The organism is Stenotrophomonas sp. CS3K5 (genome assembly GCF_059515225.1).
Genome location: NZ_JCAKRX010000004.1, coordinates 132,639 through 149,369 on the forward strand (window position 1 = coordinate 132,639; position 16,731 = coordinate 149,369).

A 16,731-nucleotide genomic window follows, 5' to 3' on the forward strand; every position below is an offset into this window, starting at 1 on the left:
GAGCATTCCCCATGACCACGTCCCTTCCCGCTGGCACTGCCGGCGATGACCCCCTGCGCCACCACTACCTGCGCATCGACGGCCAGCGCGTGCATTGCGTGTCCGCCGGCCACGGCGAACCGGTGCTGCTGATTCCCGGCTGGCCACAGACCTGGTACGCCTGGCGTCACGTGCTGCACGCGCTGGCCGAAGCCGGCTTCGAAGCGATCGCGGTCGATCCGCCCGGCATCGGCGAGTCCGACCGCCCGGCCCATGGCTATGACACCGGCAGCGCCGCCGCGGTGCTGCACCAGACCATGCTGGCACTGGGCCATGCGCGCTATCAGGTGGTTGGCCATGACATCGGCATGTGGATCGCCTATGCACTGGCCAGCGACCAGCCGCAGGCGGTGCGCCAGCTGGCCGTCACCGAGGCGGTGATTCCAGGCCTCGCACCGGAACCGGGCATCTTCGCCGCACCGGCCGACAACATCTTCCTCTGGCACTTCATGTTCAACCAGGTCGCCGACCTGCCCGAGGCACTCATCAGCGGCCGCGAGCGCGCCTACCTGGAATTCATGTTCGATCGCTGGTCGTACCGCCGCGATGCGGTGGCCGCCGATACCTACATCGCCGCCTACAGCCGCCCCGGCGCACTGCGGGCCGGCTTCGCCTGGTACCGCGCGATTCCGGAAACCATCCGCCAGAACAAGGAACGTGCGCAGCGCCGGCTGGCGATGCCGGTGCTGGCCATCGGCGCTGAGCACGCCACTGCCGATGCGCCGATGCTGACCCTGCAACCGCATGCCGACAATGTGCGCGGCAGCATCGTGCCCGGCTGCGGCCACTTCATCATGGAAGAAGCCCCGCAGGCGTTCCTGGACCAGCTGCTGCCGTTCCTGCGGGAGGCACGTCATGCGGCTTGAAGCGGCGCTGCAGCAGTTCGTCGATGCGGTCGCAGCCCATCCGCTGCCGCATGACCTGCGGGATCTGCGTGCGATCAGTGCAACGGCGCTGCCACAGTTGCAGGGTGCGCCGCAGCGGGTGGCACAGGTGGTCGAGTACAGCGTGACGGCGCGCGATGGCCACGCGTTGGAAGTGCGCCTTTACACACCGGAGGGGCTGCCCGAAGGACCGGCACCGGCCCTGTTGTTCGCCCATGGTGGCGGCTGGTTCCAGTGCTCGCTGGCGGTCTATGACGGTCCGTGCCGGGCATTGGCCAATGCCAGTGGCTGCGTGGTTGCCGCGGTCGGCTACCGTCTGGCGCCGGAACACCCGTTCCCAGTAGCGCTGCACGACGTTGCCGACGTCTGGTCGTGGCTGCAGGCCAACACCGAACGCCTTGGGCTGGACTCGCAGCGGCTGGCAATCGGCGGCGACAGTGCAGGCGGCAATCTGGCCGCCGCCTGCTGCCTGCTGCTGCGCGATCTCGGCCTGCCGCAGCCGCGCCGTCAGCTGCTGCTCTACCCGGCACTGGACGCCGGCATGAACAGCGACTCCTATCGCGAGTACGCCAGTGGCTACTACCTCAGCGCCGAACTGATGCAACGCTGCTGGCAGGCCTATCTCGGCGATCCGGGCGCACCGCCGGCACTGGCCTCGCCTGCCCATGCAACGGATCTGCATGGATTGGCGCCGGCCTCGGTACTCAGCTGCGAGCACGACCCGCTGCGTGACGAGGCCGAACAGTACGCGCTGCGGCTGCAGGCGGCAGGCATCGACTGCACGCTGGAGCGGCTGCCCGGGATGGTCCACGCCTGCATCCATCTGCACACGGTCAGTGCCTCCACCGACGTGGCCGTGCAGCGCGCCGGCGCCCTGCTGCGCCAGGCCCTGTGCTGAACCGGTCCGGGACGGTGGCAGACCCTGCACGGCCACCGTCCCGGACCGGCGCTTGGCAAGCCCGGCAGGCGGCGCTACACTGAAAGCCTGCCGTGGGGCCATAGCTCAGCTGGGAGAGCGCGTCGTTCGCAATGACGAGGTCAGGAGTTCGATCCTCCTTGGCTCCACCACTATTCAGAAGAACCCGCAGATCCTCGCGATCTGCGGGTTTTTTTCTTTTCCGGGTGCTGGCTCAGGCAGGCTCCTGGCCGCCATCCTTGCGTTGCGGGCTGCGCGAATGCGCATCGCGCACCTGTTGATCGTGCTGGCCCGGCCGGCGCTTGGCCACATCATCCTGTTTCCGGTCCTGACGACTCTCCTGCACGCCCTGCTTCGGGTCCTGATCCTTGTCTCGCTCGCTCATCGAAATCTCCCACGCCGGTGGCGGGCCCATGTTGCCCCCCACGCTAGAGGTTGCCGGGTAAGCCGCAGGTCAGTCCTGTGCCAACGTCATGTGCAGGCACGGGCTTGCCGCCGCGGCCCTCGCGCAGCCAGAATCCGGGGCACCACGCCAACCGGTATGCCATGCCCTCTCCTGCCCAGCACACAGCGCACGCGTTGCCGATGCTCCTCAATGCGACTGACGGCAGCATCCAGCTCGGCAACCTGCCGACGCTGATCGGCGCCACGCTGTCACGGGATCAGGCGCGCATCGCCTTCGCCACGCTGATGCATGGCGAGCGCGATGTCGGCACCGGCTATCACTGGCTCAGCCTGCACCGGCTCAGCCTGGGCGGCGCGCCCGCCGGCATCAGCCTGTGTTTCCAAGGTCAACAGCTCGACATGGTGACGATGGGCGTCGACCTGCCCGGCGCAGCACTGCAGGACGGCTGGCCGACGCAGGCGGCGATCGACGCCGAAGTCGCGTTCATGAAGCGCACGCTGGGCGCAGCGCTGGGACAGCAGCTGGCGGGTGGCTACGCCCGGTTCGACTGGGGCGAAGCCTGGGCCCGTTTCGATCCGAAGGGGTTCATGGCCAGCAGCGGTCTCCGCTACGTTCCACGCTCATGACCCCACTCAGGTACGCGTGATCGACACGCCGCCTTCCACGCGCATCGCGGTACCGGTAACGAAACTGCTCTCATCGCTGGCCAGGAACAGCGCCGCATTGGCGATCTCCTCCGGCTCGGCCATCCGCTTCAATGCGTGCAGCGAACGCACGAAATCACGCGCATCGCCAGTGGGTGCGGCCTGGCGCCCCATTTCGGTATCGGTGCCACCAGGCAGCAGCACGTTGCTGCGCACCCCACGCGCGCCATACTCGGCGGCGATCACCTGGCTCAGGCCGATCAACCCTGCCTTGCTGGAGGCATAGGCGGCCATGCCCGGGAAGCCCACGGTGTGGCCGACGAAGGTGCCGACAAACACCAGCGAGCCCCCGCCACGCGCCAGCAGCGCAGGCAACTGTGCACGCGCAGCGTGAAAGGCCGAATCCAGGTTGGTGGCCATCACCTCGCGCCACGCATCCACCGGGAACTCCGCCGCCGGCGCCCCCGGCCCGAGCATGCCGGCATTGTTGAGCGCGATGTCCAGGCCACCGAATGACTGCTGGGCCAGCTCCACCAGCGCCGCAGCCGTGCCCGGATCGGCCACGTCGGCGGCATGCACCACCACCTCGCCACCGGCAGCGCGGATCTGTGCGGCCAGTTCGCGTAGCGGCTGTGGCCGCCGCGCGTTGAGCACCAGCTTTGCCCCTTCGGCGGCAAAGCGCAGCGCGCTGGCACGGCCGATGCCGGCGCTGGCACCGGTGATGAGGGCAATCTTGTTGTTCAGGCGCATCGTTGTTGTCCGCGTGATGAAGTGACCGCCACGATGCCGCGCTGCGGCGGCCGCGACACTCCGTTTCCGGGCCCTTTGCGCAGGTGCAGGAAACGGAGTTTTCCCCGGCGCGGCGCGTGCCAGAATCCGGCCATGGACAGCACTGCCTTTTCCCCCCTTGATGCCCGCATCGAACGCGTCTGCCGCCACCTGCAGACCAGTCCTGAAGAACCCTCGCTGCAGGAACTGGCCGACCTCGCCGGCTGCAGCCCGACCCGGCTGCATCGCCTGTTCAAGCAGGCCACCGGGCTGACGCCGAAGCAGTACGCTGCCGCCCTGCGTGCCGACCGCCTGCGGACCGGACTGCAGCAGTCGGAACGCATCACTGACGCCTTCCATGATGCCGGTTTCGGTTCCAGCGGGCGCTTCTACGAAAATGCGCCGCGCCTGCTGGGCATGACTCCCAGGCAGTGGCGGGCGGGCGGCCGCGGTGAAGTCATCCATTTCGCGCTGGCCGAGAGTTCGCTGGGCAGCGTGCTGGTGGCCAACAGCGCAACGGGTGTCGTCGCGATCCTGCTTGGCGATGATCCGGAAGTGCTGCTGCAGTCGCTGCAGCAACGCTTCCGCCAGGCCGAACTGATCGGTGCCGACAGCGGCTATGAGCAGCTGGTGGCACAGGTAGTGGGCCTGGTCGAAGATCCATCGCGGGGCGCCACCCTGCCGCTGGACATCCGCGGCACCGCCTTCCAGCAGCGCGTGTGGCAGGCCCTGCAGCAGATTCCGCGCGGGCAGACCGCCTCGTATGCCGACATCGCCGCGCGCATCGGCGCGCCCCGTTCAAGCCGCGCGGTGGCACGCGCGTGTGCGAGCAATCCGCTGGCGGTGGCGGTGCCGTGCCACCGCGTGGTGCGCCGCGACGGCGACCTGTCCGGCTACGCCTGGGGCGTGGCCCGCAAGCGTGAACTGCTGCGCCGGGAAAAAGCCCCGACTGCCTGAAGTGGGTGCCGACCTTGGTCGGCACACCCTGCGGTAGCGCCGGGCCATGCCCGGGGAACACTCAATCCAGCTTCACCACCAGCTTGCCGAAGTTGCGCCCCTTCAGCAGGCCGAAGAAGGCCTCCGGCGCATTCGCCAGCCCCTGCACCACGTCCTCACGGTACTGGATGCGGCCCTCACGCAGCCACTGCGGCATCTCGCGTTCGAAGTCCGGCCACAGATGATTGAAGTCGTGCACGATGAAACCGCGCACGGTCAGGCGCTGGCGCAGGATCTGGCTGAACAACGCCGGCAAACGGTCCGGGCCGGGCTGTTCCACACCGCGGTCGTTGTAGGTTGCGATGGTGCCGCACACGGGAATGCGGGCAAAGTCGTTGAGCAATGGCAGCACCGCATCCAGTACATGGCCCCCCACATTCTCGAAATAGACATCGATGCCGTTGGGCACGGCGCGGCGCAACTGTTCGGCGAAATCGTCCGCGCGATGATCCAGCGCCACGTCCACGCCCAGCGTCTGCAGATAAGCGCGCTTGGCTTCACCACCGGCGATGGCGACCACGCGCGCGCCCTGCAGCTTGGCCAACTGGGCCACGGTCGCGCCGACCGGACCGCTTGCGGCGGCCACCACCAGCGTCTCTCCCGGCTGCAACCGGGCGATTTCATGCAGGCTGGAGTAGGCGGTGAATCCCGGCATGCCATACACGCCCAGCGCCGTACTCAACGGCAGTCCGGCCGGATCGAGGCGACGCCCCAGCGCCTTGGCCGGCAGCACCGCGTGGGTCTGCCAGCCACCCGCGGCCAGTACCAGGTCTCCCACCGATACCCCATCGGCCTTCGACTGCAGCACCTCGGCCACGGTCTGGCCTTCCATCACCGCCCCCACCGCCACCGGCGCCGCGTACGAAGGACCGTCGTCCATGCGACCACGCATGTACGGATCCAGCGACAGGTAGCGGTTGCGCAGCAGCACCTCGCCATCGGCCAGCGGCGGCAACGGCGCCTGCTCCAGGCGGAAGTTGGCCGCCGTCGGCGCGCCCTGCGGACGCGAAGCCAGCACGATGCGGGAGGGGGTCGGGGAATCGGACATGGCGGTCGGCTCTGCTGTTGCCAGCATCAGGAAAGGAACGCCGACACTACGCCGCCGCCTGCCCGGCCGGTGGCCGCGAAAACAGCGTTCCATGCCCCGCCCCGGCGTCGTCGGCGCGCATCCCTTGCCACTGCCGCTTTGCCCATCACCGTGGGTCGCTGATTTCCGCCGCCGGCGATGATCCGTGAATCGATGTTCAGGCGCTCCTGCCCTGCCACGCAACGGAGGATCAAGCACTTGCGGGTGCGCAGACGGCAATGTGAAGAATTCTTGGCAAAACCCTTGCCGAAGACAACCGACCTCCGTAATATACGCCTCCTCGGCAGCGACCTCGCTGCAACGAAACATGTGGCCGAGTAGCTCAGTTGGTAGAGCAGGGGATTGAAAATCCCCGTGTCGGCGGTTCGATTCCGTCTTCGGCCACCACTTTCGAAGGCCTGCAGAAATGCGGGTCTTTTTTTTCCGGAAACCGCATTCACCGCGGTCGCCACACAATTTGGCCGAGTAGCTCAGTTGGTAGAGCAGGGGATTGAAAATCCCCGTGTCGGCGGTTCGATTCCGTCTTCGGCCACCATCTTCAATGACCTGCAGAAATGCGGGTCTTTTTTTGTCTGCGCTTTGCCGTCCACGCATGGCAGTGGTGCGCGCCCCCGCTTGACGAAACATTTACACCGACACCGGCTGCGACACCTACGCTCCAGACTCCTGCCCGGAGTCCGCCGATGCACCTGCGCCCCACCCTGCTCGCCTGCCTGCTGCTGGCCGCCTCACCGGTGATCTCTGCCGAGCCGGTGCGTGCGGTCGAGACCCTGGACATCGATCGCTACGCCGGCCAGTGGCATGAGATCGCACACCTGCCGGTGTCGTTCCAGAAGCGCTGCACGGGTGAGATCACCGCCAATTACGGATTGCGCCGCGATGGCCGCATTACCGTCACCAACGCCTGCCGCGCCGACGATGGCCAGCGCCTGGTGGCCGAGGGCGTGGCCCGCCCCGTCGCCGGGCACGCCGGCCAGTTGCAGGTGCGCTTCGCTCCGGACTGGTTGAGCTGGGTACCACTGGTCTGGGCCGACTACTGGGTGCTGGCGCTGGACCCGGACTACCAATGGGCCCTGGTGGGCGAACCCGGCCGCCGATACCTGTGGATCCTCTCGCGCCTGCCCGAGATGGACCGGGCCCAGTTCGAGCAGCTGAAGGCCAAGGCCGAGGCAATGGGCTACGACCTTGGCCCGTTGCGGGTCATGGCCCCGCTGCGTGACGCGCCGGCCGATTGAACCGCGCCACAACCGGCGCACCCGGCGTGCCTGATCCGGCGCCGCGCACGCCCGGCCGCCATCTTCACACGCTACCCTCTGCGACAGGTCGCCAGCGGCGATCCACACAACCATACGCCGTAGTATGCTTAACCCAACGCACCCCCTTCAGAGGACTTGCGCCCATGCTCCACCGTGTCCGTACCGCCTTGATCATCCTGTGCACCCTCGCCCTTGTTGCCTGCAACAACGGCATCGTCAAGCGTGTGTCCGAACCGGCGGCCAGCCTGCAGCAGCTCACCGTACGCGCCGACGGCAACTGGACGGTGGCGCTGCGTCTGCAGAACTACAGTTCGATGCCGATGACCTTCGATGAGGTCTCGCTGGCGCTGACCGTTGGCGACGCAGCGGCCGGCACCCTGCAGGCCAGGCCGGCCATCTCCATCGGCGGCACTTCCGCCGACGTCATCAATGTCGAGCTGGTGCCCAGCTCGGCCGCACGCCTGGTGGTGGCCGACGCACTGGCCGGCAACCGCACCCTCGCCTATGGCCTGAAGGGTTCGGTGGCGGCCACGCCGCAGGAAAAGAAGCAGCGCAGCTTCGACATCAGCAGCCGCAGCACGCTCAACCAGGCGCCAGGCCTGCCCGGCGTGCTGCGCTGATTCCGCTTACCGATTTCCGCTGCGGCGCCGCGCGCCGCTCCCCCTGTCCCTGATCAATTCGAGACGTACCGATGAGCAGCTACACCGCCCCGCTTTCCGATCTCCGTTTCGCCCTGCACGACGTGCTCAAGGTCGAACCCCTGTTCGCCCGCCTGGGCTTCACCGACGCCACCGCCGACGTAGTCGATGCCGTGCTGGAAGAGGCCGGCCGCTTCAGCGCCACCGTGCTGGCCCCGCTCAACAGCGTTGGCGACGAGATCGGCTGCGTGCTCGACCAGGCCAGCGGTGAAGTGACCACCCCGCCCGGCTTCAAGCAGGCCTACGACCAGTTTGTCGACGGCGGCTGGACCGGCCTGACCGCTTCGCCGGAACTGGGCGGCCAGGGCCTGCCGCATACCCTGGGCGTGCCGCTCAACGAAATGATCAACGCCGCCAACCTGGCCTGGGGCAACTTTCCGCTGCTCTCGCACGGCGCCATCGAAGCGCTGAAGCAGCATGGCGAGGCCTGGCAGCACGAGGCGTTCCTGAAGCCGCTGATCGAAGGCCGCTGGACCGGCACCATGTGCCTGACCGAGCCGCACTGCGGCACCGACCTGGGCCTGCTCAAGACCAAGGCCGAACCGAACGCCGATGGCAGCTATTCGATCACCGGCACCAAGATCTTCATCACCGCCGGCGAGCACGACCTGACCGGCAACATCGTGCACCTGGTCCTGGCCAAGCTGCCCGACGCGCCGCCGGGCGCCAAGGGCATCTCGCTGTTCGTCACCCCCAAGTTCAAGGTCGACCGCGACGGCAACGTGGGCGAGCGCAATGCGCTGCGCTGCGGCTCGATCGAGCACAAGATGGGCATCAAGGGCTCGGTCACCTGCGTGATGAACTTCGACGGCGCGCAGGGCTACCTCGTCGGCCAGCCGCACAAGGGCCTGCAGGCGATGTTCACCATGATGAACACCGCACGCCTCGGCGTCGGCCTGCAGGGCATCGGCCTGTCCGAGCGCGCCTACCAGAACGCGCTGACGTACAGCCGTGAGCGCCTGCAGTCGCGCGCCCTGAGCGGCGCCAAGTTCCCGGACAAGGCGGCCGACCCGATCCTGGTCCACCCGGATGTACGGCGCATGCTGCTGACGGTGAAGTCGCTGGTCGAAGGCAGCCGCCTGCTGGCCCTGCACGCGGCCACCCTGATCGACGTCGCCCATCACGCCGAGGACGCCGCCGAGCGCAAACGCGCCGACACGCTGGTGAGCTTCCTGACCCCGATCTCCAAGGCCTGCCAGACCGAATGGGGCATTGAGAACACCTACAACGCGCTGCAGTGCTTCGGTGGCCACGGCTACATCCGCGAACACGGCATGGAGCAGCTGGCGCGCGACGCCCGCATCACCACGCTGTATGAAGGCACCACCGGCATCCAGGCGCTGGACCTGATCGGCCGCAAGACCGCCTCCAGCCAGGGCGCTGGCCTGAGGCTGATGCTGGCCGAAATCGAAGCCTTCGCCAAGGAACACGAGGGCAACGAGGCCCTGGCCGAGTTCATCGGCCCGCTGCGTGCAAAGGCCGCCGAATGGGGCAAGCTGACGATGGACGTACTGCAGCGCGCGGCCGGCAACCCGGACGAACTGGGCGCGGCCAGCTACGACTACCTGTTCTATTCCGGCTACGTGGTACTGGCCTACTGGTGGGCACGCAGCGTGGCCGCCGCCGATGCCAGCGCACACGGCCCCGCCTTCGCCCAGGGCAAGCGCGAAACCGCACGCTTCTACTTCGCCCGCGTGCTGCCGCGCACCCTCAGCCACGCCGCCGCCATCCAGGCCGGCGCCGCCCCGCTGATGGCGATGGACGACGAACGCTTCGGCGCCTGATCCGGGCCGCACCCGGCACCCGCGGTAGTGCCGGCCGCTGGCCGGCAACCGCAACAGCAACAGCTGCATCCCGGTGGATGGCGGGGCGGTGTGGCCTGGCAGGACACGCCGTAAACCCATCCTTGGGGGCTCGATGGCGCCTTGCTCGTGTGCGGTGTCCTGCGCACACGGCAAGACCGGGGTTGGGGCGTCCTGCCCAACGCCCGAGGCATGCCTCGGGCCCATGGCGCCAACGCTCCTGCCAACCCACACCGCCCCGCCTCTGACAGTTCCCCGCGAACTGCGTAGATCCACGCCATGCGTGGATGGAACCCCCCGAAATCCATCTGGAGAAGAGCCCCCTTTTGTTAAAGGGGGCGCGCCAAAGGCGCGGGGAATAGGTGGAATGCGCGGACCTGAATGTTGACGATTTGCGTATCGCCCACCGGCGATACACAAATCGTCAACATTCAGGTATAAGCTGTTCTCCCGATGGAGACAGACACTACACGCTTGGGTCTGATCGAAGCCGGAGCTCCGATTTCTGCTCCGGGCGCCGAAGCATCGCCCAACGCCACGACGCTGCATCGACCCGGTTCCGTCCGGCTGCTCTCGCTGGATGCCCACGGACGCGTACTGGACTGGATCACCTGGCAGGATGCGGCCTGCCTCTATGCCCGTGAAGCGGTGGCCTGGACGCTCGGCGATCCCTGCCTGCACATCCACGGCGGCACCAACCGCTTCAGCGGCCTGCAGAGCGGGCTGGACCTGCACCCGATCATCGCCGCGCGCGGCCACGCCCGCTCCCGCGCGATCGACCCCACGCCGAACCTGACCAATCCGGCCCTGTTCGCCCGCGACGCCCATCTGTGCATGTACTGCGGCCAGCAGTTCAACCGCCCCACGCTCACCCGCGACCACGTCCTGCCGCTGTCCAAGGGCGGCCTGGACTGCTGGGAAAACGTGGTCACCGCCTGCTTCCACTGCAACTCGCGCAAGAGCGACCGCACCCCGCAGCAGGCCGGCATGCCGCTGCTGGCCGTGCCTTACCGGCCCAGCTGGATCGAGCATCTGATCCTGTCCAACCGCAATATCCTGGCCGACCAGATGGCCTTCCTGAAGGCGCAACTGCCGAAGCGTTCAAAACTCAGCACCTGAACGACGGAAAATGCAACCCTCACCGTCCTGTCACGGGCGGCGGCGTTTGCTTGCCCCACCCCCGTTTGAGGGCGAAAATGGGCGTTCAGAACAAGTGCGAACATGATGATCGACTCTGCCCGCTATCCCCGCCTCGCGCGCATCCAGACCCCGGATGACCTGCGCACGTTCGACGAATCCGAAATGAGGGCGGTCGCTGACGAACTGCGCGCCTACCTCATCGAATCGGTGGGCAAGAGCGGTGGCCACTTCGCCGCCGGCCTGGGCGTGATCGAACTCACCGTGGCCCTGCACTACCTGTACCAGACCCCGCATGACCAGCTGGTCTGGGACGTCGGCCACCAGACCTATCCGCACAAGATCCTGACCGGCCGCCGCGACGAGATCCACACCGTCAAGCAGAAGGACGGCGTCGCGCCATTCCCGAAGCGCGAAGAGAGCGAATACGACACCTTCGGCGTCGGCCACTCCTCGACCTCGATCTCGGCGGCGCTCGGCATGGCCATTGCCCGCCAGTCCGAAGGCGACGACCGCAAGGTGGTGGCGGTGATCGGCGACGGCGCGATGACCGCCGGCATGGCCTTCGAAGCGCTGATGCATGCCGGTGGCATGGAGCCGGAGCCGAACCTGCTGGTGATCCTCAACGACAACAACATGTCGATCTCCGAGGCGGTTGGCGGACTGACCAAGATGCTCGGCCGCGCCACCGGCAGCCGCACGCTCAACGCGTTGCGCGAAGGCGGAAAGAAGATCCTCGGCGACAAGAAGAACAACCCCGCGCGCTTCGTCAAGCGCTGGGAAGAACACTGGAAGGGCATGTTCGTGCCGTCCACGATGTTCGAGGAAATGGGCTTCCATTACACCGGCCCGATCGATGGCCACGACATGCCCGCCCTGCTGTCCACGCTGAAGACGCTGCGCGCCTCCAAGGGACCCAAGCTGCTGCACGTGATGACCACCAAGGGCAAGGGCTACGAGCCGGCCGAGGGCGACCAGATCGGCTACCACGCCGTGGGTCCGTTCGATCCGGACAAGGGCCTGGTGGCCAAGGCCGGCGCCAAGAAGCCGACCTATACCGATGTATTCAGTGACTGGCTGTGCGATGCCGCTGCGGCCGAGCCGCGCCTGTACGGCATCACCCCGGCCATGCGCGAAGGCTCCGGCCTGGTGCGTTTCAGCAAGGAATACCCGCAGCGCTATTTCGACGTGGCGATCGCCGAGCAGCATGCGGTCACCCTCGCCGCCGGCATGGCCACCCAGGGCGGCAAGCCGGTGGTGGCGATCTACTCCACCTTCCTGCAGCGCGCCTACGACCAGCTGGTGCACGACGTGGCGATCCAGGATCTGGACGTGCTGTTCGCGATCGACCGCGCCGGCGTGGTCGGCCCGGACGGCGCGACCCATGCCGGCAACCTGGACCTGAGCTTCCTGCGCTGCGTGCCGAACCTGGTGGTGATGGCACCGTCCAACGAAGCCGAATGCCGGCAGATGCTCAGCACCGGCCTGCAGCACCCGGGCCCGGCGGCGGTGCGCTACCCGCGCGGCAGTGGCACCGGGGTGGATGCCGGCAGCGACCTGTCCACTCTGCCGATCGGCAAGGGCGAGCTGCGTCTGCAGGGCAGCCGCATCGCCCTGCTTGCCTTTGGCAGCACCGTGGCCGCAGCCGAACAGGTCGGCCGCGAACTGGGCCTGAGCGTGGTCAACATGCGTTTCATCAAGCCACTGGACCGCGAACTGGTGCTGGCCATGGCCGCCCAGCACGACGGTCTGGTGACGATCGAAGACAACGTGGTCGCCGGTGGCGCCGGTTCCGGCGTCGGCGAACTGCTCAATGCTGAAGGCGTGCTGCGCCCGATCCTGCATCTGGGCCTGCCCGACAGCTACCAGCACCATGCCAGCCGCGAAGACCTGCTGGCAGAAGCCGGCATCGATGCCGCGGGCATCCGCGCCGCGGTGCTCAAGCGCTGGCCGCAGCTGGCCTCGGGTACGCCGCCGCTCAGCGCGGCAAGCTGATGGAAGCAGCCGCGCTCGGCGTGGCTCTACGGTCATCCCGGTACATCCACGCCATGCGTGGATGGCGACATCAACCGTAACTGACCGCTTCCACGTACGCGCCGCTGGCCTCCACGCGCACTGCGGCGCGCTGCCCGGTGTCGACAAAATGCAGGCGCGCCAGGGTCTCGGCGAAATCATAGGCGCGGGCGCCGTCGCGGAACTCGATCGGCTCCGGCCGGTCCGGATGCAGCACGCGCCACTGGCGCTGTTCGCATTGCAGGCGGATCAACATGCAGCTCACTCCTTGAGACAGCGTATCGACGGTGGCAGATCAGGCCGTGCCGGGGGCGGCAGGCAATGTCGTAGCGGACCAAGGGCACGCAAAGGCGCCCTTGGTCGCAGAAGATACGGGGTTCAAATTGTGATCTGTATCAGATTATTCTGATTTTCGACAGGCGGGCTCAATTCACCTGGAACTGGGCGCGGCAGCCGTCACTGACCCAGATGCCGCGGCGATCCCAGCCCCAGGTCTGGCCTTCGATGCAGGCACTGCGCGAATCCTGGCGGACCAGGCGCACGCCACGGCGGACCCGCGCATCGCAGTATTCCTGCCGGTGCCCGTTGGAATGGCAGGTGATCACATCGCCGCCGCCCCAACCGTTGCCGCTGCCATTGCCCCAGCCGCCACCATTGCCCCAGCCACCGCCACGGCGGTACTCGCCGACAAACTCGGCACGGCACCCCTGGGTCACCCACACGCCGTAGCGCGACTGGCCCCAGGTCTCGCCTTCCACGCATGGCGAACCGGACAACTGACGGATCATCCGCGCCCGGCCTTCCAGACGGCACTCGTTGCTGCGGTTCTTGATCGACTCGCAGCGCACGATGCCGCTGCCTTCGCGACCGCCGTAGCGGTCATCGTCATACCCGTACCCATAGCTCTGCGCCTGCGCGCCACCGGCGGCGGCCAGCATTGGCAGCAGGGTGCAGGCCACGGTCCGCCAGGTGAGTGCCTTGCCCATCGATGTCTCCAGATGAATACGATGGCGCAAGCATCCGGGATTCCTGGCACGGCGCACAGGGGGGCGCGCGAGGGCGGTTCGTTCCCCATTCAAACAACCCAACCGGACCTGACCGGACCGGCACAATCTCATTGGCTGCTGGTCACCATGCCGCTGGCCATGCCACCAGCATTGCCCAATCGCTCTTCGAACGCATAGGCGAACAGCTCCGCATCATTGCTGATGCCCAGCTTCTTCATCGCGGAAATGCGCTGCCGGCTGATGGTGCTGACGGTGCGCCGCAACTGCGCCGCGATCTCGGTGATCGAGGGACCCGACACATAAAGCCGCAGCACTTCAAGTTCCTTGGGCGACAGCACCGACAACGATCGCTCGCGCCCCGCCTCCTGCAGGCAGGGCACCAGCCCAGGGTCCAGGTAGATCCCGCCACTGAGCACGGTATCGACCGCCTTGCGGATGTCATCCACGCCACTGCTTTTGCACACCAGTCCGCGCACACCGGTACGCATGGCCATGTTCAAGGTCGTCGCGTTGGTGACCATCGTGGCCAGGATCACCGGCACGCCGGGGTGATTGCGACTCAACGCCTGCAGCATCGCCTGGCCATCGGAGCGGCCACCGTCGGGCATCGAAAAATCGGTCACTACCAGGTCCACGGTGTGCTCGGCCAGTATCGCCAGAAGGCGTTCCGCACTCTGCGCCTCTGCCACCACGCGATGGCGACCGCCCGCCTCGATCACGATACGCGTGCCCAGCAGGACCAGTGGATGATCGTCCGCGATGGCGATTCGAGTGAGCATGCTGATTACCCGTCAATAGTCACGCCGCAGTGCGTGGCAAAGACGCTAATAACCATTCCGTGCGACGTCAACTTAACAATCAATCACTGCAATTGATTTCATTCCGGACGAAGAATTCCGCCATTTCCATTAGTTGTACACCGCCGTCGAAGCAGGCGTGACGCGACAGTTTTCCCAATAGTTTCATTCCATAAAACCGGGAAAGGACTTTACATGGAGACCTCCGATCACTCGCAGCGCTGGACATCCCATGGTCCGATTCCGACGTCATCCTTTTGAGGAACTGCAAAGACCTCGTGAACCCGGACCACTGGCACCGGCAACACTGCCTAATGCAGCATTGCCGTTCGTGCAGCAGCTGCGCCTGCACCTGACAGGTGACACCGCGCTGGCGCGTCGGCCCGGTCATGCCGCGATCGTCCATGGCGAGGCAACGGTGTGCTGGCTGGATGCGAGGAACGATCGGATGATGACCACCGCACCGGCACCGATCACGCTGACACTGCTGCAGAAGCTGCTCGGTGATACCGACCCGCCGCTGAGCCTGGTCCCGGTGACCCAGGATGTGTTCGTGCAGCGCGCGACGGTGTCCAGCAACATCCCGCTGCGCCCGACCCTGTGGAACATCGGCCTGGCCACGGCCGACCATGGCGCGCCGATGCCGCCCCTGCACAGCGGCATGCAGCTGCGCCTTCGCCGCTGGCCCGACTTCCGCATCCTGGCCCATCGCCCCGACCACTTCCGGCTGTGTGCGCTGCTGATAAAGCAGGGTGCCTCGGTGCAGACGTGCTGTGACCTGCTCGAACTGCCGCGCGGCACCGCGCAGTCATTCTTCAACGCGGCCTTCCTCACTGCCTACGCCTTTCCCGTGGTGGGCGAGGAGGTTGCCGTCCGCCCCTCCGCCACGGGGGGCCTCGTCAATCTGTGGCGACAGCTTCGCATCCGCTGGAGTGCATGACCATGCGTGAGCACAAGATCGTAGTGATGGGCCCGCTGGGTGCCGGCAAGTCCACGCTGGTGCAGACCCTCACCCGGGGCCGGGCGGTGCTGACCGAGGCGCTCAATACCGACCCGACCGTGGGCAAGCAGTACACCACCGTGGCCATGGACTATGGCGACATCGACCTGCCAGGTGGCGACCGCCTGCGCCTGTACGGATCACCCGGGCAGGAACGTTTTTCCTATCTCTGGCCTATCCTGCTGGCCGGTGCCGAAGGCGCCATCGTGCTGGTCGATGGCAGCGCCGACGTGGGCAGCACCCTGGCCAGGCTGCATCTGAAGGCCATCGCGGACAACGCTCCCCGCCTGCCCGTGGTCATCGGCTTCACCCGATGCGGCAGTACCGATGATCCGGTGCAGCCGCACTGGCAGGACTGGTTGCAGGACCATGCTCCGCACCTGCCGGCATTGCCGCTGGACCCGCGCGACATGGCGCAGGCCATCACTGCGATGGACCTGCTGATGAGCCAGATTGAATGCAATGCCATGGCGGCCGCGCATGAATGAGATCGCTGCCACATCGGCACTGGGCGTCCTGCTGCGCGAGGTCAGCGGCATCCAGGCCATCGTCGTCGCCAGTGCCGATGGCTTCGCCCTGGCCCAGGCAGGGCCGCAGGGCCATGTCGCCGACCGCCTGGCGGCGATGACCAGCTCGATGCTTGGACTCGCCGGCGCACTGGGCCGCGAGCTGCACTTCGGCGAACTGGACACGCTGATCCTCGACGCCACCGACGGCAAGGTGCTGATGCTTGCCATTCCCGGAACACGGCCACGCCTGCTGATGACCGCATGCGACCACCGCTGCGTCATCGGCAACGTGCTGTGGCATGCCAAGCAGTGCGTGCGTGCCCTGGCCGACAACACGAACTGATGCATGCCCCTCTCACTGCTCAGGCGGATCTTTACTTCCTCTCACCCGCAACGGACCACTGAAATGAATATCGCCATCAACAAATGCCTGGACACGCTCATGCAGATCAACGGCGCGCAAGCCGTCGCCCTGGTCGACTACGAAAGCGGCATGCTGCTGGGTGAAGCCGGCTCGGGCGTGGACATGGAGCTGGCCGCTGCCGGAAACACCGAAGTGCTGCGCGCCAAGATGAAAACTGCAGAAGCACTGAACCTCAACGACAGCATCGAGGACATCCTGATCACCCTGGGCCGCGCGTATCACGTGCTGCGGCCGGTGACGGCCAAGCGGGGCCTGTTCTTCTACGTGGTACTGGACCGGCAGAAGGCCAATCTTGCCCTCGCCCGCCGCGCGGTCCTTGAGGTTGAAAGCTCACTGGCGCTGTAGCAC

General features: G+C 66.8%; 19 protein-coding genes and 3 tRNA genes. 16 read left to right on the plus strand and 6 right to left on the minus strand.

Annotated features, from left to right (window positions below; translation table 11 throughout):
- Positions 1-11: 11 nt before the first annotated feature.
- The 3 genes from AC5YGJ_RS07850 to AC5YGJ_RS07860 all read left to right on the plus strand — a co-directional run bounded on the left by AC5YGJ_RS07850 (position 12) and on the right by AC5YGJ_RS07860 (position 1,991).
- On the plus strand, positions 12-905 hold the full coding sequence (locus AC5YGJ_RS07850) for an alpha/beta fold hydrolase (RefSeq protein ID WP_496186217.1): 894 nt from the start codon (positions 12-14) through the stop codon (positions 903-905).
- Positions 895-1,821 (plus strand): alpha/beta hydrolase, encoded by a 927-nt coding sequence (locus AC5YGJ_RS07855; protein ID WP_496186218.1) that lies wholly within the window; start codon positions 895-897, stop codon positions 1,819-1,821. The genes AC5YGJ_RS07850 and AC5YGJ_RS07855 overlap by 11 nt, the downstream gene beginning before the upstream one ends.
- Before the next feature lie 94 nt (positions 1,822-1,915).
- Positions 1,916-1,991 (plus strand) — tRNA-Ala (locus AC5YGJ_RS07860).
- Positions 1,992-2,053: 62 nt separating this feature from the next.
- Here the strand turns inward: AC5YGJ_RS07860 and AC5YGJ_RS07865 are convergent.
- Positions 2,054-2,224: a hypothetical protein gene (locus AC5YGJ_RS07865; protein WP_496186219.1), complete on the minus strand. Its 171-nt coding sequence runs from the start codon at positions 2,222-2,224 to the stop codon at positions 2,054-2,056.
- Positions 2,225-2,385: 161 nt separating this feature from the next.
- On the opposite strand from AC5YGJ_RS07865, the gene AC5YGJ_RS07870 reads away from it, so the two are divergent.
- A complete protein-coding gene (locus tag AC5YGJ_RS07870) occupies positions 2,386-2,871 on the plus strand; it encodes a hypothetical protein (protein ID WP_496186220.1) in 486 nt (161 codons plus the stop codon).
- Positions 2,872-2,877: 6 nt separating this feature from the next.
- Here AC5YGJ_RS07870 and AC5YGJ_RS07875 read toward each other — a convergent pair whose 3' ends face one another.
- Complete coding sequence (locus AC5YGJ_RS07875) at positions 2,878-3,639, minus strand: SDR family oxidoreductase (RefSeq protein ID WP_496186221.1); 762 nt, start codon at positions 3,637-3,639, stop codon at positions 2,878-2,880.
- Between the two features lie 132 nt (positions 3,640-3,771).
- On the opposite strand from AC5YGJ_RS07875, the gene AC5YGJ_RS07880 reads away from it, so the two are divergent.
- Entirely contained in the window at positions 3,772-4,614 is an 843-nt protein-coding gene (locus tag AC5YGJ_RS07880) for a bifunctional transcriptional activator/DNA repair enzyme AdaA (protein WP_496186222.1), read from the plus strand.
- 61 nt (positions 4,615-4,675) lie between these two features.
- Here the strand turns inward: AC5YGJ_RS07880 and curA are convergent, their stop codons facing one another.
- Positions 4,676-5,701 carry an NADPH-dependent curcumin/dihydrocurcumin reductase gene (curA, locus tag AC5YGJ_RS07885; protein WP_496186223.1) on the minus strand — a complete coding sequence of 342 codons (1,026 nt, stop codon included), beginning with the start codon at positions 5,699-5,701 and terminating at the stop codon, positions 4,676-4,678.
- A 350-nt stretch (positions 5,702-6,051) separates the two neighbouring features.
- Here curA and AC5YGJ_RS07890 point away from each other — a divergent pair.
- The 7 genes from AC5YGJ_RS07890 to dxs all read left to right on the plus strand — a co-directional run bounded on the left by AC5YGJ_RS07890 (position 6,052) and on the right by dxs (position 12,628).
- Positions 6,052-6,127 (plus strand) — tRNA-Phe (locus tag AC5YGJ_RS07890).
- A 72-nt stretch (positions 6,128-6,199) separates the two neighbouring features.
- Positions 6,200-6,275 (plus strand) — tRNA-Phe (locus AC5YGJ_RS07895).
- A gap of 148 nt (positions 6,276-6,423) precedes the next feature.
- On the plus strand, positions 6,424-6,975 hold the full coding sequence (locus tag AC5YGJ_RS07900; protein WP_496186224.1) for a lipocalin family protein: 552 nt from the start codon (positions 6,424-6,426) through the stop codon (positions 6,973-6,975).
- A gap of 164 nt (positions 6,976-7,139) precedes the next feature.
- Positions 7,140-7,616, plus strand: a complete 477-nt coding sequence (locus AC5YGJ_RS07905) for an LEA/WHy family protein (RefSeq protein WP_249843425.1) — start codon at positions 7,140-7,142, stop codon at positions 7,614-7,616.
- A 71-nt stretch (positions 7,617-7,687) separates the two neighbouring features.
- The gene (locus AC5YGJ_RS07910) at positions 7,688-9,478 is read left to right on the plus strand and encodes an acyl-CoA dehydrogenase C-terminal domain-containing protein (RefSeq protein ID WP_496186225.1); all 1,791 of its coding nucleotides are present in this window, start codon (positions 7,688-7,690) and stop codon (positions 9,476-9,478) included.
- 471 nt (positions 9,479-9,949) lie between these two features.
- The gene (locus AC5YGJ_RS07915) at positions 9,950-10,615 is read left to right on the plus strand and encodes an HNH endonuclease (protein ID WP_496186226.1); all 666 of its coding nucleotides are present in this window, start codon (positions 9,950-9,952) and stop codon (positions 10,613-10,615) included.
- A gap of 105 nt (positions 10,616-10,720) precedes the next feature.
- Positions 10,721-12,628 carry a 1-deoxy-D-xylulose-5-phosphate synthase gene (dxs, locus tag AC5YGJ_RS07920; RefSeq protein WP_249844972.1) on the plus strand — a complete coding sequence of 636 codons (1,908 nt, stop codon included), beginning with the start codon at positions 10,721-10,723 and terminating at the stop codon, positions 12,626-12,628.
- A 70-nt stretch (positions 12,629-12,698) separates the two neighbouring features.
- Here dxs and AC5YGJ_RS07925 read toward each other — a convergent pair whose 3' ends face one another.
- The 3 genes from AC5YGJ_RS07925 to AC5YGJ_RS07935 form a co-directional block, all read right to left on the minus strand.
- Positions 12,699-12,902 (minus strand): hypothetical protein, encoded by a 204-nt coding sequence (locus AC5YGJ_RS07925; protein ID WP_107231034.1) that lies wholly within the window; start codon positions 12,900-12,902, stop codon positions 12,699-12,701.
- Positions 12,903-13,071: 169 nt separating this feature from the next.
- On the minus strand, positions 13,072-13,632 hold the full coding sequence (locus AC5YGJ_RS07930) for a DUF3011 domain-containing protein (RefSeq protein WP_496186227.1): 561 nt from the start codon (positions 13,630-13,632) through the stop codon (positions 13,072-13,074).
- A 128-nt stretch (positions 13,633-13,760) separates the two neighbouring features.
- On the minus strand, positions 13,761-14,432 hold the full coding sequence (locus AC5YGJ_RS07935) for a response regulator (protein WP_496186228.1): 672 nt from the start codon (positions 14,430-14,432) through the stop codon (positions 13,761-13,763).
- 349 nt (positions 14,433-14,781) lie between these two features.
- Here AC5YGJ_RS07935 and AC5YGJ_RS07940 point away from each other — a divergent pair, with 349 nt between their 5' ends.
- The 4 genes from AC5YGJ_RS07940 (at position 14,782) to AC5YGJ_RS07955 (ending at position 16,728) form a co-directional block, all read left to right on the plus strand.
- Positions 14,782-15,390, plus strand: coding sequence for a hypothetical protein (locus AC5YGJ_RS07940; RefSeq protein WP_496186229.1), 609 nt, complete (start codon positions 14,782-14,784; stop codon positions 15,388-15,390).
- Entirely contained in the window at positions 15,387-15,938 is a 552-nt protein-coding gene (locus AC5YGJ_RS07945; RefSeq protein WP_409460277.1) for a GTP-binding protein, read from the plus strand. Before AC5YGJ_RS07940 ends, AC5YGJ_RS07945 begins: the two co-directional genes overlap by 4 nt.
- Positions 15,931-16,302: a roadblock/LC7 domain-containing protein gene (locus AC5YGJ_RS07950; protein ID WP_249843418.1), complete on the plus strand. Its 372-nt coding sequence runs from the start codon at positions 15,931-15,933 to the stop codon at positions 16,300-16,302. Before AC5YGJ_RS07945 ends, AC5YGJ_RS07950 begins: the two co-directional genes overlap by 8 nt.
- A gap of 63 nt (positions 16,303-16,365) precedes the next feature.
- The gene (locus tag AC5YGJ_RS07955) at positions 16,366-16,728 is read left to right on the plus strand and encodes a hypothetical protein (RefSeq protein ID WP_409461454.1); all 363 of its coding nucleotides are present in this window, start codon (positions 16,366-16,368) and stop codon (positions 16,726-16,728) included.
- The last annotated feature ends 3 nt before the right edge of the window (positions 16,729-16,731 follow it).